Origin of the sequence: Citrobacter sp. Cpo069, assembly GCF_030332785.1 — a bacterium.
GTDB classification, from domain to species: domain Bacteria; phylum Pseudomonadota; class Gammaproteobacteria; order Enterobacterales; family Enterobacteriaceae; genus Citrobacter; species Citrobacter portucalensis.
This window is the reverse complement of the sequence record NZ_JAOWHD010000042.1, coordinates 1-25,220: the sequence shown is the minus strand read 5'-3', so window position 1 is coordinate 25,220 and position 25,220 is coordinate 1. Positions and strand designations below refer to the sequence as shown.

General features: G+C 46.7%; 20 protein-coding genes. All 20 read left to right on the top strand.

Annotated elements, in window-relative coordinates; genetic code table 11:
- Positions 1–19 precede the first annotated feature (19 nt).
- The 20 genes from gmd (at position 20) to tnpA (ending at position 25,111) form a co-directional block, all read left to right on the top strand.
- A complete protein-coding gene (gene gmd, locus OGY08_RS04680; protein ID WP_286565771.1) occupies positions 20–1,141 on the top strand; it encodes a GDP-mannose 4,6-dehydratase in 1,122 nt (373 codons plus the stop codon).
- Positions 1,142–1,143: 2 nt separating this feature from the next.
- Complete coding sequence (fcl, locus tag OGY08_RS04675) at positions 1,144–2,109, top strand: GDP-L-fucose synthase (RefSeq protein ID WP_125362650.1); 966 nt, start codon at positions 1,144–1,146, stop codon at positions 2,107–2,109.
- Positions 2,110–2,111: 2 nt separating this feature from the next.
- A complete protein-coding gene (locus OGY08_RS04670) occupies positions 2,112–2,591 on the top strand; it encodes a GDP-mannose mannosyl hydrolase (RefSeq protein WP_079934509.1) in 480 nt (159 codons plus the stop codon).
- A complete protein-coding gene (wcaI, locus tag OGY08_RS04665) occupies positions 2,588–3,814 on the top strand; it encodes a colanic acid biosynthesis fucosyltransferase WcaI (RefSeq protein ID WP_125362649.1) in 1,227 nt (408 codons plus the stop codon). Before OGY08_RS04670 ends, wcaI begins: the two co-directional genes overlap by 4 nt.
- Entirely contained in the window at positions 3,814–5,250 is a 1,437-nt protein-coding gene (gene cpsB, locus OGY08_RS04660; RefSeq protein ID WP_048225800.1) for a mannose-1-phosphate guanyltransferase, read from the top strand. The genes wcaI and cpsB overlap by 1 nt, the downstream gene beginning before the upstream one ends.
- Positions 5,251–5,385: 135 nt before the next feature.
- Entirely contained in the window at positions 5,386–6,756 is a 1,371-nt protein-coding gene (cpsG, locus tag OGY08_RS04655; protein ID WP_286565767.1) for a colanic acid biosynthesis phosphomannomutase CpsG, read from the top strand.
- A 54-nt stretch (positions 6,757–6,810) separates the two neighbouring features.
- Positions 6,811–8,205 carry an undecaprenyl-phosphate glucose phosphotransferase gene (gene wcaJ / locus OGY08_RS04650; protein WP_008785190.1) on the top strand — a complete coding sequence of 465 codons (1,395 nt, stop codon included), beginning with the start codon at positions 6,811–6,813 and terminating at the stop codon, positions 8,203–8,205.
- A 1-nt stretch (position 8,206) separates the two neighbouring features.
- A complete protein-coding gene (wzxC, locus tag OGY08_RS04645) occupies positions 8,207–9,685 on the top strand; it encodes a colanic acid undecaprenyl disphosphate flippase WzxC (protein WP_125362647.1) in 1,479 nt (492 codons plus the stop codon).
- Positions 9,686–9,708: 23 nt separating this feature from the next.
- Positions 9,709–10,989, top strand: coding sequence for a colanic acid biosynthesis pyruvyl transferase WcaK (gene wcaK / locus OGY08_RS04640; protein ID WP_125362646.1), 1,281 nt, complete (start codon positions 9,709–9,711; stop codon positions 10,987–10,989).
- A complete protein-coding gene (wcaL, locus tag OGY08_RS04635) occupies positions 10,986–12,206 on the top strand; it encodes a colanic acid biosynthesis glycosyltransferase WcaL (RefSeq protein WP_125362645.1) in 1,221 nt (406 codons plus the stop codon). Before wcaK ends, wcaL begins: the two co-directional genes overlap by 4 nt.
- A gap of 11 nt (positions 12,207–12,217) precedes the next feature.
- Positions 12,218–13,612, top strand: coding sequence for a colanic acid biosynthesis protein WcaM (gene wcaM, locus OGY08_RS04630; protein ID WP_125362644.1), 1,395 nt, complete (start codon positions 12,218–12,220; stop codon positions 13,610–13,612).
- Positions 13,613–13,777: 165 nt separating this feature from the next.
- Entirely contained in the window at positions 13,778–14,671 is an 894-nt protein-coding gene (gene galF / locus OGY08_RS04625) for a GalU regulator GalF (RefSeq protein ID WP_125362643.1), read from the top strand.
- 398 nt (positions 14,672–15,069) lie between these two features.
- Positions 15,070–16,074, top strand: a complete 1,005-nt coding sequence (locus OGY08_RS04620) for a glycosyltransferase (RefSeq protein WP_125362642.1) — start codon at positions 15,070–15,072, stop codon at positions 16,072–16,074.
- Positions 16,067–17,269: a glycosyltransferase family 4 protein gene (locus tag OGY08_RS04615; RefSeq protein WP_125362641.1), complete on the top strand. Its 1,203-nt coding sequence runs from the start codon at positions 16,067–16,069 to the stop codon at positions 17,267–17,269. Before OGY08_RS04620 ends, OGY08_RS04615 begins: the two co-directional genes overlap by 8 nt.
- Position 17,270: 1 nt before the next feature.
- Positions 17,271–18,686 carry a mannose-1-phosphate guanylyltransferase/mannose-6-phosphate isomerase gene (locus OGY08_RS04610; RefSeq protein ID WP_057069310.1) on the top strand — a complete coding sequence of 472 codons (1,416 nt, stop codon included), beginning with the start codon at positions 17,271–17,273 and terminating at the stop codon, positions 18,684–18,686.
- A 4-nt stretch (positions 18,687–18,690) separates the two neighbouring features.
- Complete coding sequence (locus tag OGY08_RS04605) at positions 18,691–20,112, top strand: phosphomannomutase (RefSeq protein ID WP_057069315.1); 1,422 nt, start codon at positions 18,691–18,693, stop codon at positions 20,110–20,112.
- A 183-nt stretch (positions 20,113–20,295) separates the two neighbouring features.
- Positions 20,296–21,627 carry an O17/O44/O73/O77/O106 family O-antigen polymerase gene (wzy, locus tag OGY08_RS04600; RefSeq protein ID WP_125362640.1) on the top strand — a complete coding sequence of 444 codons (1,332 nt, stop codon included), beginning with the start codon at positions 20,296–20,298 and terminating at the stop codon, positions 21,625–21,627.
- Positions 21,628–21,668: 41 nt separating this feature from the next.
- Positions 21,669–22,904 (top strand): O17/O44/O73/O77/O106 family O-antigen flippase, encoded by a 1,236-nt coding sequence (gene wzx / locus OGY08_RS04595; protein ID WP_057095142.1) that lies wholly within the window; start codon positions 21,669–21,671, stop codon positions 22,902–22,904.
- 152 nt (positions 22,905–23,056) lie between these two features.
- Positions 23,057–24,463 (top strand): NADP-dependent phosphogluconate dehydrogenase, encoded by a 1,407-nt coding sequence (gnd, locus tag OGY08_RS04590; protein WP_008785171.1) that lies wholly within the window; start codon positions 23,057–23,059, stop codon positions 24,461–24,463.
- Positions 24,464–24,652: 189 nt separating this feature from the next.
- Complete coding sequence (gene tnpA / locus OGY08_RS04585) at positions 24,653–25,111, top strand: IS200/IS605 family transposase (RefSeq protein ID WP_057069660.1); 459 nt, start codon at positions 24,653–24,655, stop codon at positions 25,109–25,111.
- Positions 25,112–25,220: the final 109 nt, after the last annotated feature.

Below are 25,220 nucleotides of genomic sequence, written 5' to 3'. Positions count from 1 at the left end.
TCACTGAAGAGGTTATAACATGTCAAAAGTCGCTCTCATTACTGGCGTAACCGGGCAGGATGGTTCTTACCTGGCAGAACTCCTGCTGGAAAAAGGGTACGAAGTACACGGTATTAAGCGTCGCGCTTCATCATTCAACACCGAACGTGTGGACCACATCTACCAGGATCCGCATTCAGGCAATCCCAAATTTCATCTGCACTATGGTGATTTGACGGATTCATCCAACCTGACCCGTATTTTAAAAGAGGTCCAACCGGATGAGGTCTATAACCTGGGCGCCATGAGTCACGTCGCGGTGTCGTTTGGCTCACCGGAATACACCGCAGACGTTGATGCGATCGGCACCTTGCGTTTGCTGGAGGCGATCCGCTTCCTTGGTCTGGAGAAAAAGACCCGTTTTTATCAGGCGTCCACCTCTGAGCTGTACGGTCTGGTACAGGAAATCCCACAGAAAGAGAGCACGCCGTTCTATCCGCGTTCACCGTATGCCGTTGCCAAGCTGTACGCCTACTGGATCACCGTCAACTACCGCGAGTCTTACGGGATGTATGCCTGTAACGGCATTCTGTTCAACCACGAATCTCCGCGCCGCGGCGAAACCTTTGTCACTCGCAAAATTACCCGGGCGATCGCCAACATCGCTCAGGGGCTGGAGTCTTGCCTGTACCTGGGCAACATGGATTCACTGCGCGACTGGGGGCATGCCAAAGATTACGTCAGGATGCAGTGGATGATGCTGCAGCAGGATAAGCCGGAAGATTTCGTGATTGCCACCGGCGTGCAGTATTCCGTGCGCCAGTTCGTGGAAATGGCGGCCGCTCAGTTGGGGATTAAATTGCGCTTTGAAGGCGAGGGCGTGAATGAGAAAGGCATCGTGGTTTCTGTGACCGGACACGATGCGCCGGGGGTGAAACCCGGGGATGTCATGATTGCCGTTGACCCGCGCTACTTCCGCCCGGCTGAGGTGGAAACGCTGCTGGGCGATCCGGCCAAAGCACATGAAAAACTGGGCTGGAAACCGGAAATCACGCTGCGCCAGATGATCTCGGAAATGGTTGCCAACGATCTTGATGCGGCGAAGAAACATTCCCTGCTCAAGTCGCACGGTTACGAGGTCGCTATCGCGCTGGAGTACTGAGGATGAAGACACAACGTATTTTTGTGGCGGGCCATCGCGGGATGGTGGGGGCCGCCATCGTCAGACAACTGGCGCAGCGAGATAACGTAGAACTGGTGCTGCGTACTCGCGACCAGCTTAATCTGCTGGACGCCGGTGCGGTGCAGGCGTTCTTTGCCGCTGAACGTATTGACCAGGTTTATCTGGCGGCGGCAAAAGTGGGAGGGATTGTGGCAAACAATACTTATCCTGCTGATTTTATTTATGAAAATATGATGATTGAGAGCAACATTATTCATGCAGCGCATCTGCATAACGTGAATAAACTGTTGTTCCTCGGGTCATCCTGTATTTATCCCAAGCAAGCTACCCAGCCAATCGCCGAAAGTGAACTCTTGCAGGGGGCACTTGAACCGACCAATGAGCCGTATGCGATTGCCAAAATTGCCGGTATCAAGCTGTGCGAATCGTATAACCGACAGTATGGCCGTGATTATCGCTCGGTGATGCCGACCAATCTGTACGGACCGCATGACAACTTTCATCCGAGTAATTCGCATGTGATCCCGGCGCTGCTGCGCCGCTTTCATGAAGCTCGCGAGCAAAATACGCCGGATGTGGTGGTGTGGGGAAGCGGGACGCCAATGCGTGAATTTCTGCATGTCGACGATATGGCGGCGGCCAGTATCCACGTGATGGAGCTGGCTCAGGAAGTGTTGCAGGAATATACCCAACCAATGCTGTCGCATATCAACGTGGGCACCGGTGTGGACTGCACCATCCGTGAACTGGCCCAGACTATCGCGCAGGCCGTGGGTTACAAGGGGCGCGTGGTGTTTGACGCCAGCAAACCGGACGGCACGCCGCGCAAATTGCTCGATGTTACGCGTCTGCATCAGTTGGGCTGGTATCACGAGATATCTCTGGAAGCGGGGCTTGCCAGTACATATCAGTGGTTCCTTGAAAACCAGCACCGTTACCGGGGGTAAGCATGTTTTTACGTCATGAGGATTTTGCCACCGTTGTACGTTCAACTCCGCTGATTTCCATCGATTTGATCGTGGAAAACGCCCACGGCGAATTTCTGCTTGGCAAGCGCCTCAATCGTCCGGCGCAGGGGTACTGGTTCGTGCCCGGCGGTCGGGTGCAAAAAGATGAACCGCTGCGCGCGGCCTTTGAGCGGCTTACTGACGCTGAGCTGGGGTTACGTTTACCGCTGTCCGCTGCAAAGTTTTACGGGGTCTGGCAGCACTTCTATGACGACAACTTTTCCGGGGAAGATTTCTCAACGCATTACATCGTGCTGGGATTTCGTCTGCGGGTGTCGGAAAACGACCTGCAACTGCCTGACGTTCAACATGACGCGTACCGCTGGCTGGCAATTGAAGAGATTCTGACTAGTGACCACGTGCACGACAACAGCCGGGCTTACTTCTGTGAGAAGAGTCAGGCCGGAGTACCCGGGCTATGAAGATCCTTGTGTACGGCATCAACTATTCGCCGGAGTTGACCGGTATCGGTAAATACACCGGTGAAATGGTGGAGTGGATGGCGCAACAGGGGCATGACGTACGGGTGATCACTGCGCCGCCTTATTATCCGCAGTGGAAGGTCAACGGTCGCTATTCATCCTGGCGCTATCGTCGTGAAGAAGGCGATGCCATCGTCTGGCGTTGCCCGCTGTATGTGCCTGAGCAGCCTTCTACGCTAAAGCGCCTGCTGCATTTAGGTAGTTTCGCCCTGAGCAGTTTCTTCCCGCTGCTGGCGCAGCGCCGCTGGAAGCCGGATCGCATCATTGGGGTAGTGCCGACGCTGTTTTGTACGCCGGGCATGCGCCTGCTGGCGAAGCTGTCCGGGGCGCGCACGCTGCTGCATATTCAGGATTACGAAGTCGATGCCATGCTGGGGCTTGGCATGGCGGGCAAAGGCAAGCGTGGTGCGGTGGCAAAACTGGCCAGCGCCTTTGAGCGCAGTGGGCTGTTGAATATGGATCATATTTCGACCATTTCTCGCTCAATGATGAATAAAGCGCAGGAGAAGGGCGTTGATGCACAGAAGGTCATTTTCTTTCCGAACTGGTCAGAAGTAGCGCGCTTTCGTGACGTGAACGACGCCGATGCTCTGGCGTTGCGCCAGCAACTGGGCTTGCCTGATGATAAAAAAATCATTCTCTACTCAGGCAATATCGGTGAAAAGCAAGGGCTGGAAAGTGTGATTGACGCAGCGGCCCTGTTGAGCGAACAGCCCTGGCTGTTTGTGATTGTCGGGCAGGGCGGAGGTAAAGCGCGGCTGGAGAGTATGTCTGGCGAACGCGGCCTGAACAATGTGATCTTCTTTCCGCTGCAATCTTATGACGCGCTGCCTGCGCTGCTCAAGATGGCGGACTGCCATCTGGTGGTACAAAAGCGCGGTGCGGCGGATGCCGTATTGCCCTCCAAACTGACCAATATCCTCGCCGTTGGTGGAAACGCGGTGATTACCGCCGAACCTGAGACCGAGTTGGGTCAGCTGTGTGACGCTCACCCAGGCATCGCGGTGTGTGTCGAGCCTGAATCAGTGAGTGCGCTGGTTGGCGGGATTCAACAGGCGTTAACCATGCCAAAGATTAACACGGTGGCACGTGAGTATGCCGAACGCACGTTGGATAAAGAAAACGTGCTGAGCCAATTTATTGCAGATATTCGGGGTACATGATGAGTCAAAACAAACTCTTTCCGGTGGTGATGGCCGGTGGCTCGGGTAGCCGTTTATGGCCTCTGTCCCGCGTACTATATCCAAAGCAGTTTCTGTGCCTGAAAGGCGATCTCACCATGCTGCAGACAACGATTTGTCGTCTGAACGGTGTGGAGTGCGAAAGCCCGGTGGTTATCTGTAATGAACAACACCGTTTCATCGTGGCGGAACAGCTACGACAACTGCACAAGCTGACTGAGAATATTATTCTCGAACCCGCCGGGCGCAATACTGCACCTGCGATAGCGCTGGCCGCGCTGGCGGCAAAACGTCAAAGTCCGGGGGAAGATCCGCTGCTGTTGGTATTGGCGGCCGATCACATGATTGCCGATGAAGAGGCATTTCGAGAGGCGGTTCGCAATGCAATGCCGTATGCCAGCGCGGGTAAGCTGGTGACGTTTGGTATCGTGCCGGACCAGCCGGAGACCGGCTACGGCTATATACGTCGCGGCGAGGTTTCGCCGACCAATACCGACGCCGTGGCTTTTGAGGTGGCGCAGTTTGTTGAAAAGCCCAATCTGGAAACCGCGCAGGCTTACGTGGCGAGCGGCGACTACTACTGGAACAGCGGCATGTTTCTGTTCCGGGCCGGGCGCTATCTGGAAGAACTGAAAAAATATCGCTCCGACATTCTTGAGGCCTGCGAAAACGCCATGAGTACGGTTGATCCCGATCTCGATTTTATCCGCGTTGATGAACAGGCGTTTCTCGCCTGCCCGGAAGAGTCTGTGGACTATGCGGTAATGGAACGTACGGCCGATGCGGTGGTGATGCCCATGAACGCAGGCTGGAGCGATGTAGGCTCCTGGTCATCGCTGTGGGAAATCAGCGCCCATACCGCTGAAGGTAATGTGCATCATGGTGACGTCATTAGCCATAAAACGGAAAATAGCTACGTGTATGCCGAGTCTGGCCTGGTGACGACCGTCGGGGTGAAGGATCTGGTGGTGGTGCAGACCAAAGATGCGGTGCTGATCGCCGATCGCAACGCGGTGCAGGACGTCAAAAAAGTGGTGGAGCAAATTAAAGCTGACGGACGTCATGAGCACCATATTCACCGTGAAGTTTACCGTCCATGGGGCAAGTACGACTCTATTGATGCCGGAGACCGTTACCAGGTGAAGCGGATTACCGTTAAACCCGGTGAGGGATTGTCCGTGCAGATGCATCATCACCGGGCTGAACACTGGGTTGTGGTGGCTGGTACCGCGAAGGTGACAATCAATGATGACATCAAACTGCTCGCTGAAAACGAGTCTGTCTATATTCCGCTGGGGGCGACCCATTGTCTGGAGAACCCGGGGAAAATCCCGCTCGATCTGATTGAAGTGCGCTCCGGATCTTACCTCGATGAGGATGATGTGGTGCGGTTTGCGGACAGATACGGGCGTACCTGATGCCGGATGCGCTGCGCTTATCCAGCCTACAGCACCGTAGGCTCGATAAGCGAAGCGCGCCGGGAAATGCATTTAACACTCATTAAAAGGCTCATTAAGAGTCAGGGCCTCCTGTTGCCTGAAGAAGGGTAAATCATGACGAAATTAACCTGTTTCAAAGCCTACGATATTCGCGGCAGGCTGGGCGAAGAGCTGAATGAAGATATCGCGTGGCGTATTGGCCGCGCTTACGGCGAGTTCCTGAAGCCGAAAACGATTGTCCTCGGCGGCGATGTGCGCCTGACCAGTGAGACGCTGAAGCTGGCGCTGGCGAAAGGACTACAGGACGCGGGGGTGGATGTGCTGGATATTGGCATGTCGGGCACCGAAGAGATTTATTTTGCCACTTTCCACCTGGGCATTGATGGCGGTATTGAAGTGACCGCCAGCCATAATCCGATGGATTACAACGGCATGAAGCTGGTGCGGGAAGGGGCACGGCCCATCAGCGGTGATACCGGTCTGCGCGACGTGCAGCGCCTGGCGGAAGCCAATGACTTCCCAACGGTTGATGAGACAAAACGTGGCCGCTACCAGCGCATTACTACCCGTGATGCCTACATTGACCACCTGCTGAGTTACATCAATCCCGCCAACCTGAAACCGATGAAGCTGGTGCTCAATTCCGGCAACGGCGCGGCAGGTCCGGTGGTTGACGCCATTGAAGCCCGTTTTAAGGCGCTGGGCGTGCCGGTCGAGTTCATCAAAATTCACAACACGCCGGATGGCAACTTCCCCAACGGTATTCCCAATCCTCTGCTGCCGGAATGCCGGGCCGACACGCGCCATGCAGTGATTGAACACGGCGCGGATATGGGGATTGCCTTCGACGGTGATTTTGACCGCTGCTTCCTGTTCGATGAAAAAGGTCAGTTCATTGAGGGCTACTACATTGTCGGCCTGCTGGCGGAAGCGTTTCTGGAGAAGAATCCGGGGGCGAAAATTATCCACGACCCACGCCTGTCCTGGAACACCGTGGATGTGGTGACGGCGGCAGGCGGTAAACCGGTGATGTCTAAAACCGGGCACGCGTTTATCAAAGAGCGGATGCGCCATGAAGATGCCATTTATGGTGGCGAAATGAGCGCGCACCACTATTTCCGCGATTTTGCTTATTGCGACAGCGGAATGATCCCGTGGCTGCTGGTGGCGGAACTGCTGTGTCTGAAAGGGCAGTCGCTGGGCGAACTGGTCCGCGACCGGATGGTGGCCTACCCGGCGAGTGGAGAAATAAACAGTACGCTGGCAGAGCCGACGGCGGCGATTGCGCGCGTGGAGCAGCATTTTTCCCGTGAGGCGTTGTCGGTGGACAGAACGGACGGTATCAGCATGTCGTTTGTCGACTGGCGCTTCAATTTACGCTCTTCCAATACCGAACCGGTGGTGCGCTTGAACGTGGAATCGCGCGGAGATATTCCGTTGATGGAAGCGCGAACGCGCACTCTTCTGGCGTTACTGAATCAGTAATGCTGGTGCTTCCTTTGCCCGATGCTGGGCAAAGGGTGACTAACAGGAACCACGATGACACATCTAAAAAAGCGCGAACGCGCCAAAACCAATGCGTCGTTAATTTCGATGGTGCAACGCTTTTCAGATATCACCATCATGTTTGGCGGGTTGTGGGTAATCTGCGAATTAAGCGGTTTGCCTTTCCTGTACATGCACCTGCTGGTGGCGCTGATCACGCTGGTCGTTTTTCAGATGCTCGGTGGCATAACGGATTTTTATCGCTCCTGGCGCGGTGTCAAAATTTCCACTGAGCTGGTGCTGTTGCTGCAAAACTGGACGCTGAGTCTGATTTTTTGCGCAGGTCTGATCGCCTTTAATAACGATTTTGATAACCGTCTCGCTGTCTGGCTGGCGTGGTATCTGCTATCCAGCGTTGGCTTGGTGTTGAGCCGTTCGTTTATTCGCTACGGCGCGGGATGGTTGCGTAATCGCGGTTATAACACGCGCCGGGTGGCGGTGGCAGGGGACCTGCCCGCCGGACAAATGCTATTGGACAGCTTTCGCCATGAACCTTGGCTGGGATTTGAAGTGGCGGGGGTCTATCACGATCCTATCCCTGGAAAAAACTCCCGCGACTGGGCCGGTAATCTGCAACAGCTGGTGGACGACGCCAAAGCCTCTCGTATTCATAACGTTTATATCGCCATGTCGATGAGCGATGGCGCCAGCGTCAAAAAACTGGTTCGTGAGCTGGCCGACACCACCTGTTCGGTGATCCTTATTCCTGATGTCTTTACCTTTAACATTCTGCATTCACGGATTGAGGAGATGAATGGCGTTCCGGTGGTGCCGCTGTATGACACGCCGCTCTCGGGAATTAATCGCCTGTTGAAACGCGCGGAAGATATCGTGCTGGCTTCGCTGATCCTGCTGCTTATTTCTCCGGTGCTGTGTGGCATAGCGCTACTGGTAAAACTGACCTCCAAAGGACCGGTGATTTTCCGCCAGACCCGTTATGGCATGGACGGAAAACCGATCAAAGTCTGGAAATTTCGCTCGATGAAAGTGATGGAAAACGACGCGGTGGTGACGCAGGCGACGCAAAACGATCCGCGCGTTACCCCTGTGGGGAATTTCCTGCGCCGAACGTCGCTCGATGAACTGCCGCAGTTTATTAACGTGCTGACCGGGGGCATGTCTATTGTTGGGCCACGCCCGCATGCGGTGGCGCATAACGAACAGTACCGTCAGCTGATTGAGGGGTACATGTTACGCCATAAGGTGAAACCGGGTATTACCGGTTGGGCGCAAATCAACGGCTGGCGCGGTGAAACCGATACGCTGGAAAAAATGGAAAAACGTGTGGAGTTTGACCTCGAATACATTCGCGAGTGGAGCGTGTGGTTCGATATCAAAATTGTTTTTCTGACGGTATTCAAAGGCTTTGTCAACAAAGCGGCGTATTAACATGAGCTTACGAGAAAAAACGCTGAACGGCGCAAAGTGGTCGGCGATTACCACGGTGATCATTATTGGTCTGGGGCTTATCCAGATGACCGTACTGGCGCGGATTATTGATAACCACCAGTTCGGGTTGTTAACCGTGGCGCTGGTGATCATCGCGCTGGCTGATACGTTGTCTGACTTTGGTATTGCCAACTCAATTATTCAGCGCAAAGAGATTGGCTATCTTGAACTGACCACGCTGTACTGGCTCAACGTTGGGCTGGGTATCGTGGTATGCGTGGCGATGTTTCTGCTGAGCGAGACGATTGCCCATGTGCTCAATAACCCAGAACTGGTACCACTCATCAAAACGTTATCGCTGGCGTTTGTGGTGATACCGCACGGGCAGCAGTTTCGCGCGCTGATGCAAAAAGAGCTGGCCTTCAACAAAATTGGCATGATTGAAATCAGTTCGGTGCTGGCCGGTTTTACCTTTACCGTAGTCAGCGCCCATTTCTGGCCGCTCGCACTGACGGCCATTCTCGGGTATCTGGTAAACAGTACGCTACGTACGCTGCTGTTCGGCTATTTTGGTCGCCGGGTTTACCGTCCGGGGCTGCATTTTTCGCTGGCATCCGTTTCGTCGAATCTGCGTTTTGGTGCGTGGCTGACGGCAGACAGCATCATCAATTACATCAATACCAACCTTTCCACGCTGGTTTTGGCCCGCACGTTGGGAGCTGGCGTGGCGGGTGGATTCAATCTCGCCTGGAATGTGGCGGTTGTCCCCCCGATCAAACTGAACCCGATTATCACCCGCGTGCTGTTTCCGGCGTTTGCCAAAATCCAGGACGACAGTGAAAAGCTACGGGTGAATTTTTACAAGCTGCTGTCGGTGGTTGGGATTATCAACTTCCCGGCGCTACTGGGACTGATGGTGATATCGAATAACGTGGTGCCACTGGTATTTGGCGAGAAGTGGAATGGCATTATCCCCATCCTGCAACTGCTGTGCATTGTTGGGCTGCTGCGCTCGGTGGGGAATCCAATCGGTTCACTGCTGATGGCGAAAGCGCGGGTCGATATCAGCTTTAAATTCAATGTGTTCAAAACCTTTCTGTTTATTCCAGCCATTTTCATCGGTGGGCATCTGGCCGGGGCGATTGGCGTGACGCTGGGCTTTTTGCTGGTCCAGGTGATTAACACAGTCCTCAGCTATTTCGTGATGATTAAACCTGTTCTTGGCTCCAGCTACCGCCAGTACATGCTCAGTCTTTGGCTGCCGTTGTATCTCTCCTTGCCAACCCTTGTAGTGAGCTATGCGCTGGGCGTAATGCTGCATGACCAGCTGTCGTTGGGCGTGTTGTTGGGGAGCCAGATAGCGGCAGGGGCGCTGGCGTTTGCGCTAATGATGGTGCTGTCGCGTCATCCGCTGGTGGTGGAAATAAAACGCCAGCTCTGTCGCAGTGAAAAAATGAAAACCTTGCTCCGTGCAGGATAAGAACAACGCTTTAAGAGGTCATAATGAAACTATTAATTTTGGGCAACCATACCTGCGGGAACCGAGGGGATAGCGCGATCCTGCGCGGTTTGCTGGATGCCATTAACGCGTTGCGTCCTGAGACTGAAGTGGATGTTATGAGCCGTTACCCGGTGAGCTCCTCATGGTTGCTGAACCGCCCGGTGATGGGCGATCCGCTGTATTTGCAGATGAGGCAACACAACAATGCAGTGGGTGTTATGGGGCGCGTAAAGAAAGTGCTGCGTCGTCGCTACCAGCACCAGGTACTGCTCTCGCGTGTTACCGACTCCGGTAATCTGCGCAATATCGCTATCGCACAGGGCTTTACCGATTTTGTTCGTTTGTTGTCGCGCTATGACGCCATCATCCAGGTCGGTGGATCGTTCTTTGTCGATCTGTATGGTGTGCCGCAGTTTGAGCATGCGTTGTGTTCGTTTATGGCGAAAAAACCGTTGTACATGATTGGTCACAGCGTGGGGCCATTCCAGGATGAGCAGTTTAATCAACTGGCGAACTACGTATTTGGTCACTGTAATGCGTTGATTTTACGTGAATCCGTCAGTCTTGATCTGATGAAGCGCAGCGCAATTACCACGGATAAAGTTGAAACAGGCGTGGATACGGCCTGGCTGGTCGACAATCATCATGAGGATTTTGAGCCAGGTTATGCGGTACAGCACTGGTTAGACATGGCGGCTAAACAGAAGACCGTTGCCATTACATTGCGTGAGTTGGCTCCTTTTGATAAGCGTCTGGGGACAACGCAGCAGGCCTATGAGCAAGCCTTTGCCGGCATGGTGAACCGCATCCTTGATGAAGGTTACCAGGTGATAGCGCTGTCAACCTGCACTGGTATTGATAGTTACAACAAAGATGACCGCATGGTGGCGTTAAACCTGCGTCAGTATGTTAACGATTCGTCCCGATATCACGTGGTGATGGATGAACTTAACGATCTGGAGATGGGGAAGATTCTGGGGGCATGCGATCTGACGGTGGGTACTCGGTTGCACTCGGCCATTATCTCGATGAATTTTATGACGCCAGCCATCGCCATTAACTACGAGCATAAATCGGCAGGGATCATGCAACAGTTGGGGTTGCCGGAGATGGCTGTCGATATTCGTCATCTGCTCGATGGCAGTCTGGAAGGAAAGGTCGCCGATACCCTCGGACAGTTACCTGATCTGAACATACGACTTGGGGACGCTGTGACACGCGAACGCGAACGCGGGGTACGCATGGTGCAGTCGGTTTTAACGCGTATTGAGGGGGAAAAATGAAGATTGGTTTTTTCCTGCTTAAATTTCCGCTCTCTTCTGAGACCTTTGTACTCAATCAGATAACCGCATTTATTGATATGGGCTACGACGTGGAGATTGTCGCTTTGCAGAAGGGCGATCTTGAAAATACGCATGCCTCATTTAATACCTACCGGCTGGGTGAAAAAACGCGCTGGTTGCTGGATGAACCGGAAAGCAAACTGGCGAAGCTGAAATATAGGGCGGCGGCAGTTCTGAGCGGTATTACCCGCGCAGCGACCTGGAAAGCGTTGAATGTTGCACGCTATGGCGACGAGGCGCGCAATCTGATTTTGGCGGCCATTTGCGGTGGGAATCCGCGGGCGTTTGAAGCGGATGTCTTTATTGCTCATTTTGGGCCAGCAGGCGTAACGGCCGCTAAGCTGCGTGAGCTTGGGATGATCCGCGGAAAAATCGCTACGGTATTTCACGGCGTCGATGTTTCGCATCGGGATGTGCTTACCCGCTATACCCCTGAGTATCAGCAGCTGTTTCAACGTGGAGATTTGATGTTACCCATCAGCAATCTCTGGGCCGGACGTTTAAAAAACATGGGATGCCCGCCGCAAAAAATCGCGGTTTCGCGTATGGGTATCGACATGACGCGTTTTACCCCTCGCCAACTGAAAGCACCAGCTGCACCGCTGGAAATTATCTCTGTCGCCCGGTTAACCGAGAAAAAAGGACTGCACGTCGCCATCGAAGCCTGCCGACAGTTAAAAGAGCAGGGCGTCTCATTTCGTTATCGCATTCTGGGTATCGGCCCTTGGGAGCGACGTTTACGCACACTGATCGAGCAATATCAACTCGATGATGTGATTGAGATGCCCGGCTTTAAGCCCAGCCATCAGGTAAAGGAGATGCTTGAGCAGGCGGATGTATTTTTGCTGCCGTCGATTACCGGAAGAGACGGCGATATGGAGGGGATCCCGGTGGCGCTGATGGAGGCGATGGCGGTAGGTATCCCGGTAATTTCAACTGTTCACAGTGGGATCCCGGAGCTGGTCGAGTCGGGCAAGTCTGGCTGGCTGGCACCGGAAAACGATGCGCAGGCACTGGCAGAGCGTTTAGCGGCATTTAGCCTGCTCGACAGTGAGCAGGTACAGCCGATTGTGCAGTGTGCGCGCGAAAAAATTGAAACTGAATTTAATCAGTTAGCGATCAATAAACAGTTAGCCAGTCTGCTGCAAACGATGTAAATCGAGGTTGTATGTCAGAGAACAAACTCTCACGCCGTACTTTTCTGACGGCAGGCTTTGGGCTTGTCGTACTGCATTCTCCCGTTGTCCGGGCGCTTGAATCATCGGGCAGCGTCAACATTCAGGATTACAACCCAAAGGATTGGGTCGCTTCTTTCCGGCAGGCGTTCAAAGAAGGACAAACGGTAGTCGTACCAAATGGACTTGAATGTAAGGATCTCAATACCGCTATCGTTATTCCTCCTGGCAAAACGCTACACCTGCAAGGCAGAATCAGCGGCAATGGCCGTGGTCGCTTTGTTCTGCAGGATGGATGTAAGGTAGTGGGTGAGCAGGGCGGGAGCCTGAGGAATGTTACTCTCGATGTGCGCGGTTCGGATTGCGTGATAAAAGGGATTGCCATGAGTGGTTTCGGGCCAGTGACGCAAATCTATATCGGCGGCAAAACACCGAGGCTGATGCGCAATCTGACTATTCAGGATATTACCGTCACGCGCGCTAACTATGGGATCCTGCGTCAGGGCTTTCATAACCGGATGGATGGCGTAAAGATTACAAACTGCCGTTTTAGCGATCTACAGGGAGATGCCATTGAGTGGAATGTGGCGATCAACGACAGCAATATCCTCATTTCTGACCATGTCATTGAACGTATTAACTGTACCAACGGCAACGTGAACTGGGGCATCGGCATCGGACTGGCGGGCAGTACCTATGACAATACCTATCCCGATGAGCTGGCGGTAAAAAACTTTGTGGTGGCGAATATCACCGGTACCGACTGTCGACAGCTAGTCCATGTAGAGAACGGCAAACATTTTATCATTCGTAATATCACTGCACGAAATATTACCCCAGATTTTAGTAAGAAAGCAGGCATTGATAATGCAACGGTTGCTATTTATGGCTGTGATAATTTCGTGATTGATAATATCAATATGGAAAATAGTGCAGGTATGCTCATTGGCTACGGTGTTATTAAAGGACGATATTTATCCATCCCACAGAACTTTAAGTTAAATAATATCCATCTGGATAACACGAAACTTGAATATAAATTACGCGGCATTCAGATCTCATCAGGTAATGCAACGTCGTTCGTGGCCATCACCAACGTGGAGATGAAGCGAGCCACGCTTGAGTTGCACAACCAACCGCAGCACCTTTTTTTACGTAACATCAGAGTGATGCAGCAATCCGTAACAGGACCCGCGCTCAAGATGCACTTCGATCTGCGCAAGGACGTACGCGGTAAATTTATGGCTAAGCAGGACACACTACTCTCACTGGCCAACGTACATGCAGTAAACGAAACTGGGCAAAGTTCAGTTGACATTGACCGGGTAAACCATCAGGTGGTGAATGTCGAAGCGGTGAATTTTCGACTGCCGGGGCAGGGGAGGTAACTTTGCGACCATTCCTGGCAAAAGTTGTACCCGCCTGGGATTAAGATTACTGCATTCCGCAGTTAAGCGGCGTAACATACGCGGCATCGGAGTAATGTAATTCATACTGGCTAAAACAAGCTAAAAAGCTATAATTCAGCAACAATTGAATAGGTGAATGACTTAATGATTAATTTGAAAGCAGTTATTCCGGTAGCAGGTCTGGGGATGCACATGTTGCCTGCCACGAAGGCAATCCCTAAAGAGATGCTGCCGATCGTAGACAAGCCGATGATTCAATACATTGTCGACGAGATTGTAGCTGCCGGTATCAAAGAAATCGTTCTGGTGACTCATGCGTCTAAGAACGCAGTTGAGAACCACTTCGACACCTCTTACGAACTCGAATCACTCCTTGAGCAGCGAGTAAAGCGCCAACTATTAGCCGAGGTGCAGTCTATCTGTCCTCCTGGCGTGACTATTATGAACGTTCGTCAGGCTCAGTTACTGGGTCTGGGTCATTCCATTCTTTGTGCTCGCCCGATTGTTGGGGATAACCCGTTTGTCGTCGTATTGCCTGACGTCGTTCTGGATACAGCGAGTGCGGACCCGTTGCGTTACAACCTGGCTGCCATGGTTGCCCGTTTTAATGAAACCGGGCGCAGTCAGGTGCTGGCTAAGCGTATGGAAGGTGATCTGTCTGAGTACTCGGTTATTCAAACCAAAGAGCCTTTAGATAACGAAGGTAAAGTCAGTCGTATCGTTGAATTCATTGAAAAACCTGACCAGCCGCAAACACTTGATTCCGATCTGATGGCCGTAGGACGCTACGTGCTTTCTGCTGATATCTGGGCTGAGTTGGAAAAAACTGCTCCAGGTGCCTGGGGACGTATCCAGTTGACAGATGCCATTGCAGAGCTGGCTAAAAAACAGTCTGTTGATGCCATGCTGATGACCGGCGAAAGCTATGACTGTGGTAAAAAGATGGGCTACATGCAGGCATTCGTTAAGTATGGGCTGCATAATCTGAAGGAAGGTCCGAAGTTCCGTAAGAGCATCGAGAACCTACTGAGCGAGTAGAAATTTACAGGTCTTTGTGACGGCTAGCCAGAAAAAATAGCGGCAGCTAACATCCCAGCGTCTATGCTTTAGGCAATGGAATGTTACTGTCGTTTTTTATATTAAAAATAAAGAATTACAACAAGTTAACCTACCAAGTTTAATTTGTTTTTTGTTGGATTTTTTCTTGTTTCTGGCCGCGTTTGGTAAGACAATTAGCGTTTGAATTTAAGATAGCTTTGCGATAGCTAGCGGGGCGGGGTACATCTTTGGAATTTTGCTAGTGCACTGGTAGCTGTTAAGCCAGGGGCGGTAGCGTGGTATGATTGTGTTTATATGATGCGTTCTCAAAAGAAGAAATAATAATCCTGACTATTTTTATACAATTGATAATATCTGAAATAGACTTAAGAGCAAACATGAAAGTAATTGTAAATAATTTTTTTGATGGTATTTTGAAAAGAGGAATACCGATCTATACTTCTGAACTTGTGCAAAAGTTAAGAGATAATAATGTTCAGGTTATTTATGTTGCATGTCCAAAAATATTCCATAAGCTTCCTTCATGGTTTCTGAATGTTCTTTTTATAATAGTAGAGCAGCTTTTAATACCAATTATGGGTATAGTTTATAGAACTAAGTATAATATATATCCCTATAATAGTAGTTCCATCATTGACTTGTTATTAGGTAAGGCAATTGTTATAATTCATGACTTCATTAGTCTTAAGAAAAACAAACGAAACCTTGCTGCTATTTATGTGAAAATCTGTATTTATTTTTCTTCTTTTTTAGCAAAGAAAGTAATATTTATTTCTCAAAGCACTCAGCGAGTGTCTAAGAGAATATCGCTATTTAAGCGTATAGAATCTATCCTGCTCCCAAATCCATTTTTCACATTTGAGAAAATTGCTAATGTTACCGAAATAAAAGATCTTGGATATTTACTTTTAGTTTCAGGTTTAGGGGAAAATAAGGATCTAGTCACAGCTCTGGACTATTATTTTTCAATCCCAAGGGGAAAAAGAATACCATTAAAAATATTAGGTTGTGGGAATGGTATTAGCAAGGTTAACGACTTAATTGATGGACGGGATACAGATAAAGAAATTGAAATTATTGGGTTTGTTTCTTTAGAGGAAGTTGTCAAACTATATTGTAATTCTAAAATTGTTTGGGCTCATTCGCTTGCCGAGGGGTATGGCAGGACTTTAGCTGAAGCAAAACTCACATGCAAAAATGTTATATGCACACGGATCTCTGCTTTCCGCGAACAAAAGGATTCGAATATTTTCTTTTATACTTACTATTCTGAGTATTATGAAGTCTATTCATACTTGGTAGATAATTCACCCAGTGTCGAAAGGAAAGCTCTGCATGAACATATTTTATTTGAAAATGAATTGAGAAAGATTTATGAGTAATATTGATATAAATAGGAAACAGATATTAGTTTTGACTCCACGGTTCCCGTTTCCTGTAATTGGTGGGGATCGATTACGTATCTATAAGATCTGTAAAGAACTGTCTAAGCATTATGATCTTACGTTGTTGAGTCTGTGTGATAAACGCGAAGAGCTCAACTATGAATATGATCGTGAAGTTTTTAGTAGTGTTCACAGAGTATATCTTTCAAAGAAAAAATCTGTTTTAAATGTCATATTATCTTTGTTTTCAAATACTCCCCTACAGATTGGGTATTATAAATCTAAAGAATTTGAAGATAAACTTAAGCAGTTATTACCTGAACATTCTGCAACTCTTTCACATTTGATAAGAGTTGGTGATTATGTGAAAGATAATAAAGATATAAATTTTTTAGAGATGACCGATGCCATTTCACTTAATTATAAACGAGTAAAGGAAAAAGCATCTTTATTGAGTTTAAAAACATTTGTATATTCATTTGAACAAAAAAGACTCGAACGATATGAGCGAACTATAAATAACAAATTCAGCTTGACTACTTTGGTATCACAGGTTGACTCCGATTATTTATATCCAGACCGTCCGAATAATGTATTAGTTTGTGGAAATGGTGTTGATGCCGTTAGCTTACCTTTTTCAGAACGAAAAATAGCTAAAGATAAAAAGATAACCCTTGTATTTATAGGTAATTTATATTCTTTGCAAAATATGGATAGTGTGAAATGGTTCACCAAGGAAGTTTTACCATTTCTGAACAAGCATGGTAATTTTGAATTTAAGGTCATCGGACGTATTACAGATAAAGATAAGAGTTGGTTAGAAAGTCAGCCTGGCGTTGTTGTCACAGGTGAAGTTGATAGCATAACTTATGCGGCAGCTGATGGACATATTGGTGTATGTCCTATTAGATTAGGGGCAGGTATCCAAAATAAGGTGCTTGAATATATGGCTTTGGGATTACCTTGTATCTCTTCTACTGTTGGCTTTGAAGGCTTGGGAGCAGAGGAGGGTAAGGAGATTTATGTTGCCAATACAAAAGAAGAATATTTACGGGTATTAAATAATTTTATAACAAATCTGGATAAATATACCGAAACAGCAGTAGTTGCGAAAAAATTTATCGATGAGAATTTTTCATGGGAAGCTAAATTGAACCCATATATCCAGAAAATTAAGGAGTCTGTAAAATAAAATGATTATCCCAATTATTATGGCCGGTGGTTCTGGGACTCGCTTATGGCCTCTTTCTCGTTCGTTATACCCGAAACAATTTTTATCATTGACTAATGAAAATAGTTTGCTCCAGGAAACGTTGAAGAGACTTGATGGATTAAATTGTTTGCCTCCTGTCATTGTTAGCAACAATGAGCATAGATTTATTGTTGCTGAACAATTGCGACAGTTCGGTGTGGATGACTTCCAGATTATTCTCGAACCTGTAGGTAGAAATACTGCGCCCGCCGTTGCGCTGGCTGCTCTAAAGGCTCTGGAACTCCATGGCGATCATCATATGCTGGTTCTTGCTGCAGACCATGCTATTCAGGATATTGAAGCCTTCCATGCAGCTGTTTTAGCTGCAGAACAAGAGTCCGTTGACAACAAGTTAGTGACTTTTGGCATCGTCCCGACCAAACCTGAAACTGGGTATGGCTATATTAAAAAGGGCGAACAAGTTAAAAACTCTGTATTTAAAGTAAATTCTTTCGTCGAAAAACCTGATTTAGAAACGGCTAAAAATTATCTCGAACAAAAATGCTATTTGTGGAATAGTGGTATGTTCATGTTCAAGGCGAGCGTATATTTAGATGAATTGAAAAAATTTCGCCCTGATATTTTGGCAGCGTGTAAAGAGTCGCTTTCTAGTGCTAGCACTGATCTAGATTTTATCAGATTAAATTCTGATGTCTTTGCAGAATGTCCTGATGAGTCAATTGATTATGCGGTAATGGAAAAAACTCAGGATTGTGTAGTTATTCCACTTGATGCTGAATGGAGTGACATCGGTTCATGGACATCACTTTGGGAAATATCAGAGAAAGATGAACATGAAAATGTATCGCATGGTGATGTAATTAACTATAACAGCAGGAACAACTACATTTACTCTGAAGGTTCACTGATCAGCACCGTTGGAGTTAATAACCTCATTATAGTTCAAACTAAAGATGCGCTCCTTGTAGCACAGCAAGACAACGTACAAGACATAAAGAAGATTGTCGAAATTCTTAAAAAGCAAAAACGTAGCGAACATATATCCCATCGCGAAGTCTATCGCCCTTGGGGACGTTATGATTCTGTAGAACGTGGCGACCGTTATCAGGTAAAACGTATTACCGTTAAGCCTGGTGAATGTCTCTCAACACAAATGCATCATCATCGAGCTGAGCATTGGGTGGTTGTCGCTGGTACTGCAAAGGTGACTTGCGGCGAACGCACTTATTTCGTCACTGAAAATGAGTCAACTTTCATACCAATTGGCACAGTTCATACCTTGGAAAATCCAGGAAAGATACCATTAGAAGTAATTGAGATTCAGTCGGGTGTATATCTAGGTGATGATGATATTGTGCGCCTAAGTGATAAATATGGTCGTGTTGAGGATAAATAATTATATGAATATTACCAATGATGTAATTAAAAATAGCGGAATTGCATTTGGTACAAGTGGTGCTCGTGGATTAGTGAAAGATTTTACACCCAACGTGTGTGCTGCATTCACTTATGCTTTTATCGATGTAATGATGAAGGATTTTTCTTTTAAAGAGGTTGCGCTCGCAATAGATAATCGTCCAAGCAGCTATGCTATGGCACAAGCTTGCGCAGCGGCATTGTTGGAATGTAGTATTATACCTATTTACTACGGTGTAATTCCAACTCCAGCTTTGGCAAATCAAGCGATTGCCGATGGGATTCCTGCAATAATGGTTACTGGAAGTCATATTCCATTTGATAGAAATGGTTTGAAATTTTATCGTCCAGATGGGGAAATTTCAAAAGAAAATGAGAACAGCATTATACATGCTGAAAAAGAATATCCTGATGTGACTGTATTGCCAGAATTACAATGTTCAAAGCGGGCCGCTGATACTTATATCGAGAGAAATACTTCAATTTTTTCAAATATATTTAAAGGTAAACGTATCGGGATTTATGAACATTCAAGTGCGGGACGGGATCTTTATCCAGAAATATTCAGTAAGCTTGGTGCTGAAATTGTAAGTATTGGTAGAAGTGATGAGTTTGTGCCTATTGATACTGAAGCAGTATCAAAAGAAGATGAAGAAAAAGCTTTACACTGGTCATCTGACTATAACCTCGATATGATTTTTTCTACCGATGGCGATGGCGATCGTCCTTTGGTTGCTGACGAAAATGGCGTTTGGTTACGGGGTGACATATTAGGGCTATTTTGCTCAAAGGCAATGAATATTGAAGCGGTAGCTGTACCTGTAAGTTGTAATACGGTAATTCAGACCTGCGGGTGGTTTAATCATGTAACGCTGACTAAAATTGGTTCACCATTCGTCATTTCAGCGTTTGATTCTCTGAATAATAGTTTTGATAGTGTTGCAGGGTTTGAGGCTAACGGTGGGTATCTTTTAGGTAGCGATGTAAATTATAACAGCGGTATGATTAAAGCGCTTCCAACAAGAGATGCTGTTTTGCCTGCTTTAATGGTGCTGGCACTGGCTATAAACAATAATGTGACTATTTCAAAACTCTTGGCGGAGTTGCCACCACGATTTACCTACTCAAATAGAGTTCAAAATTTTGCAACAAGCAAAAGCAAAAACATTATTGCGTCAGCTCAAGAAAATCCTCAAGAATTTATCGAAAGAATAGGCTTTGTCGACCTTCATGTACAATCGGTGGATACAACTGACGGGTTAAGATTGACACTAAGTGATGGTTCAATAATCCATTTGCGACCGTCAGGCAACGCTCCTGAATTGCGATGCTATGCAGAAGCAGATAACATAATAAAAGCTGAAAAATTAGTATTAGAAGTTTTGCATAAAGTTACTCTTTTGTAAAAAATATAAACTTCTTTCTACTCTTGAGCGGTTAGTCATTGAACCGCTCAGTGATAGATTGTTTTTAAATCGTTTATATTTAGCATTGGTATTTTTTATTTGCGTTCATCCCGAATGAGAGATTGTAAAATTAACTGTTTCTTATTTTTCAAATGAGTTACTTTACTAATAAAACTAATTACTATGCATAAGCAATGTTATTCATTATTGTACAATAAAATACAGTTTAAACATTTGGCTATATATTTTTCTGTATTTCTTTCACTATCCTCATGTTTCTTGTGGGGAGGGGCGGATACATTTGTATCGCAAGCGTATATTGATATTTTAGCCACTATATCTACAGTACTATTAGTTATTTTGATGTTCTATTATTATATCAATAGAGTTCGCTATTTATCACTAACCTTGCTTTTTGCATTCGTTTTTTCTTTGATTATTGGTTTGCCATCGATTTATCTTTACTATTTTAAAAACGCGAATCATGGGTTTGAAATAATTTGTATCTGGGGGATGTTGATCAATTCCATCCTTTACTTGCAATCAACAGAGACTGTCATAAAAGAAGAAAAAAGATATTTAACTAGTTTGTTTTATATTTTGTTTTCTATTGTTGCACTGTGTCAATTATACAAAATATTAATTTATCTTGTATTTATATTGAATTCAGGAGAAGGGCATTTGGCAATTTATACTGAAAGCGAAGAATTGCTATCCCAAGTTCCATTTGTTATTCGTGCTATTAGTGGTTTTGCAGTTGTAATGTCATTGTCCACTTTTTATTTTAAAACACCGACCTATATTAAAGTTATTGCATTTGTTTTACTTGCATCTGATTTAGCTATTGGAATACGTAATAAGTTTTTCTTTTCAGTGATTTGTATTTTTATACTGTATATGTACTCTAATGAGTATAGAGTAAGGAATTTATTTAAGCAGCTCTCAAAACCAATATTTCTCATCGCCGGGTTTTTATGCTTCTCGATGGTATCGTATTTCCGTGAAGGGTACAAAATCGATTTTATGAATTATATTGGCATTGTTTTAGATTCGCTATCCTCTACTCTTGGGGGGATGCAGAATTTGTTTGATATGCAATCATCAGGATGGGTTCAACTTCATCCCGCTGTGGTATTCACACAAGTATTACCGCTAAGCGGTCTTGGTTTTCTTGATGATCAACAAATCGCAAAAGATTTTTCAATAATTGTTTTAGGTGATGTATCCTCTGGTATTGCGTTGTCATCTTCAGGATTGTTAGAGTCATCGTTGCTGAGTCTAAATTTGGGAGTGATTATTTATTTACTGTATTTATCAGGGGTGATGTTATTTATTAAATGGGGACTAAATAATCAACGGGTAATAATAAACTTTGTTGCCATCTCCATGATTTCTGGATTTTTTTATGCCGTTCGTGGTGAACTGATTTTGCCATTGGCTTTTCTTCTAAAATCATTGCCGATTGTTATTATATCTCCATTGCTTGTTAAAAATAAAATTAATCATGGTCAGTAAGTGATTTGTTTTTCGACCAGGATCTCATTAGTAGGCATGACATGATCAAAGAAATTTTCTCCGATGGCATCTTTTCGCTATTTAATAAAATATGTTACTTCGGTTTTAAAACACTTGCAATAATTCTGATTACTCGTTCCTTAGGAGAAGATGTAGGCGGAGAGTTCATTTTTTTAGTTGGTTTTCTCGAAGTCCTTCGGGTGGTTACTGATTTTGGTGTGGATCTGTTTGTTATAAAAAAATATAATGATTCCACAGATAAAATAAAACTATTAAATGTAACGTTTGCACAAAAAATTCTTTCTGGAGTAATTGTCTCACTACTGTTTTGTTTGTATTCTTTTGTTCAGGGTTATCAATATAATGTCTACATTCCTATTGTGTTAGCCTTACCCGTTGCTTTATTTTTTAATTTCTCAAATAGCTATTTTCAATCTCTCAATTCCAATAAATCCCTCACGTTTCCGATCGCAATTGCATCTATTGCAACGTGTACGATCTTCGCTATTCAGTATTTTTTAAACGTTAAATTTAACGCATGGGATTACCTGTGTGTTGAACTATTATTCGTATCGCTGGTTACACTAAAACTATTTGTTAGTGTCAAGTTTAGGTTCATTAGAACGTCAGCTTTTGATGCGCTAATGTCAATTTTTTCTTTATATAAATATACACTAAGTATAGGTCTTACAGCTGTTGTTGTAATTATTTATAGTCGTGTAGATAATTTTTATCTCAAGACATTTGCCCCAGGGGATCTTGCAGCATATGGCCAGATATTTAGAATGGTTGATCCACTGGTTATGGTTTCTTCTGTATTTTCTACAGTTGCATATGCAAGATTTTGCCGAATTAACTTACAAGAAAAAAATGCTTTTACTAAGGTGTTCCAGTTCCTATTATGTATTGTGGCATATGGCGTGCTGAGTTCATTTGTTTATTTCTTTATAATAAAATACTTGGGTCATTTTGTGTTGATTTCTAATGTTAATAACGATTTCTTGATAATGATGTTCTTGATTGTTGCATGTGTGAAATGTATCAATGGTGGTACAACTGCAATAATTCAGTCACAGGGGTTTTATAAAGTTGGATTGTATGTTTCGTATGTTTGCATTTTGACATCGATACCAACTATGTATTTCTTAATAATGAAGTACGGTGTTAAAGGTGCTGCTATGACGATTCTGCTTGTAGAGTGTATTAGTTTCATATTACTTCTCTGCAGCTTTTTTATGATAAAAAAGATGCGTCCTAAAAAAACATTCGAAATGTAATCAATGAGTCCTCTTTGATTAGAATTAGTTTGTTCTATTTATGAACACTTAGCTTGAGTAAGTTCTAACATAGATTACTAATTGTTTGATACTATCTGCTTTACAAGCATAACCGCGTATGTCGCGGTGACCACACCTGACAGGAGTATGTAATGTCCAAGCAACAGATCGGCGTCGTCGGTATGGCAGTGATGGGGCGCAACTTGGCGCTCAACATCGAAAGCCGTGGTTATACCGTCTCCATCTTCAACCGCTCCCGCGAAAAAACTGAAGAAGTTGTTGCCGAGAATCCGGGTAAGAAACTGGTTCCTTATTACACGGTGAAAGAGTTCGTCGAGTCTCTTGAAACCCCACGTCGTATCCTGTTAATGGTGAAAGCGGGCGCAGGCACAGATGCTGCCATCGACTCCCTGAAGCCGTATCTGGATAAAGGCGACATCATCATTGATGGTGGTAACACTTTCTTCCAGGACACTATCCGTCGTAACCGTGAACTGTCCGCAGAAGGCTTTAACTTCATCGGTACTGGCGTATCCGGCGGTGAAGAGGGCGCACTGAAAGGCCCGTCCATCATGCCTGGTGGACAGAAAGAAGCCTACGAACTGGTTGCGCCGATCCTGACCAAAATTGCTGCTGTGGCGGAAGATGGTGAGCCGTGCGTGACCTATATTGGCGCTGACGGCGCGGGTCATTACGTGAAGATGGTTCACAACGGTATCGAATACGGCGACATGCAGCTGATTGCAGAAGCCTATTCCCTGTTGAAAGGCGGCCTGAATCTGTCTAACGAAGAGCTGGCTACCACCTTCACCGAGTGGAATGAAGGCGAGTTGAGCAGCTACCTGATCGACATCACTAAAGACATCTTCACCAAAAAAGATGAAGAGGGTAAATACCTGGTTGACGTGATCCTGGACGAAGCGGCGAACAAAGGTACCGGTAAATGGACCAGCCAGAGCTCTCTGGATCTGGGCGAACCGCTGTCACTGATCACCGAGTCTGTATTCGCGCGCTACATCTCTTCTCTGAAAGACCAGCGTGTAGCGGCATCTAAAGTACTGTCCGGCCCGCAGGCTCAACTGGCTGGCGATAAAGCTGAGTTCGTTGAGAAAGTACGCCGCGCGCTGTACCTAGGCAAAATCGTCTCCTACGCGCAGGGCTTTTCTCAACTGCGCGCTGCGTCTGACGAATACAACTGGGATCTGAACTACGGTGAAATCGCGAAGATTTTCCGCGCGGGTTGCATCATTCGTGCGCAGTTCCTGCAGAAAATTACTGACGCGTATGCTGAAAACAAAGGCATCGCGAACCTGCTGCTGGCCCCGTACTTCAAAAATATCGCTGACGAATATCAGCAAGCGCTGCGTGATGTAGTGGCTTACGCTGTGCAGAACGGTATTCCGGTACCGACCTTCTCTGCAGCAGTAGCCTACTACGATAGCTACCGTTCTGCGGTACTGCCGGCTAACCTGATCCAGGCCCAGCGTGACTACTTCGGTGCGCACACGTATAAACGCACTGATAAAGAAGGTGTATTCCACACCGAATGGATGGAGTAAGTCTTCTGACGCACACTAGCCCGGTTTTTTGACCGGGCTTTTTTTTGTGCACAGAAAACCCCCAGCTAGGCTGGGGGTTCCGGAAAGCTTTCAGCTTTGGGCCAGTTATTAAAACCCCTTTTGATTTGTTAAAACACCTTGCGGTCTGGCAACTGCAAGGGTTAAACAAGAAATCAAAAGGGGGTCCCAATGGGGGACGAAAAGAGCTTAGCGCACACCCGATGGAACTGTAAATATCACATAGTTTTTGCGCCCAAATACCGAAGACAAGCATTCTACGGGGAGAAACGTAGGGCGATAGGCAGCATCTTAAGAAAGCTGTGTGAGTGGAAAAACGTGCGGATCCTGGAAGCGGAATGCTGTGCAGATCATATCCATATGCTTGTGGAAATCCCGCCCAAAATGAGCGTATCCGGTTTTATGGGTTATCTGAAAGGTAAAAGCAGTCTGATGTTGTATGAGCAGTTTGGTGATATGAAGTTTAAATACAGGAACAGGGAGTTCTGGTGTCGTGGGTATTACGTAGATACGGTGGGTAAGAACACAGCAAGGATACAGGAATACATAAAGCACCAGCTTGCAGAGGATAAAATGGGCGAGCAGTTATCGATCCCTTATCCGGGTAGCCCGTTTACGGGCCGTAAGTAACGAAGTCTGATGCAAATGTCAGATCGTATGCGCCTGTTAGGGCGCGGCTGGTAACAGAGCCTTATAGGCGCATCAGAAAAACCTCCGGCTATGCCGGAGGATATTTATT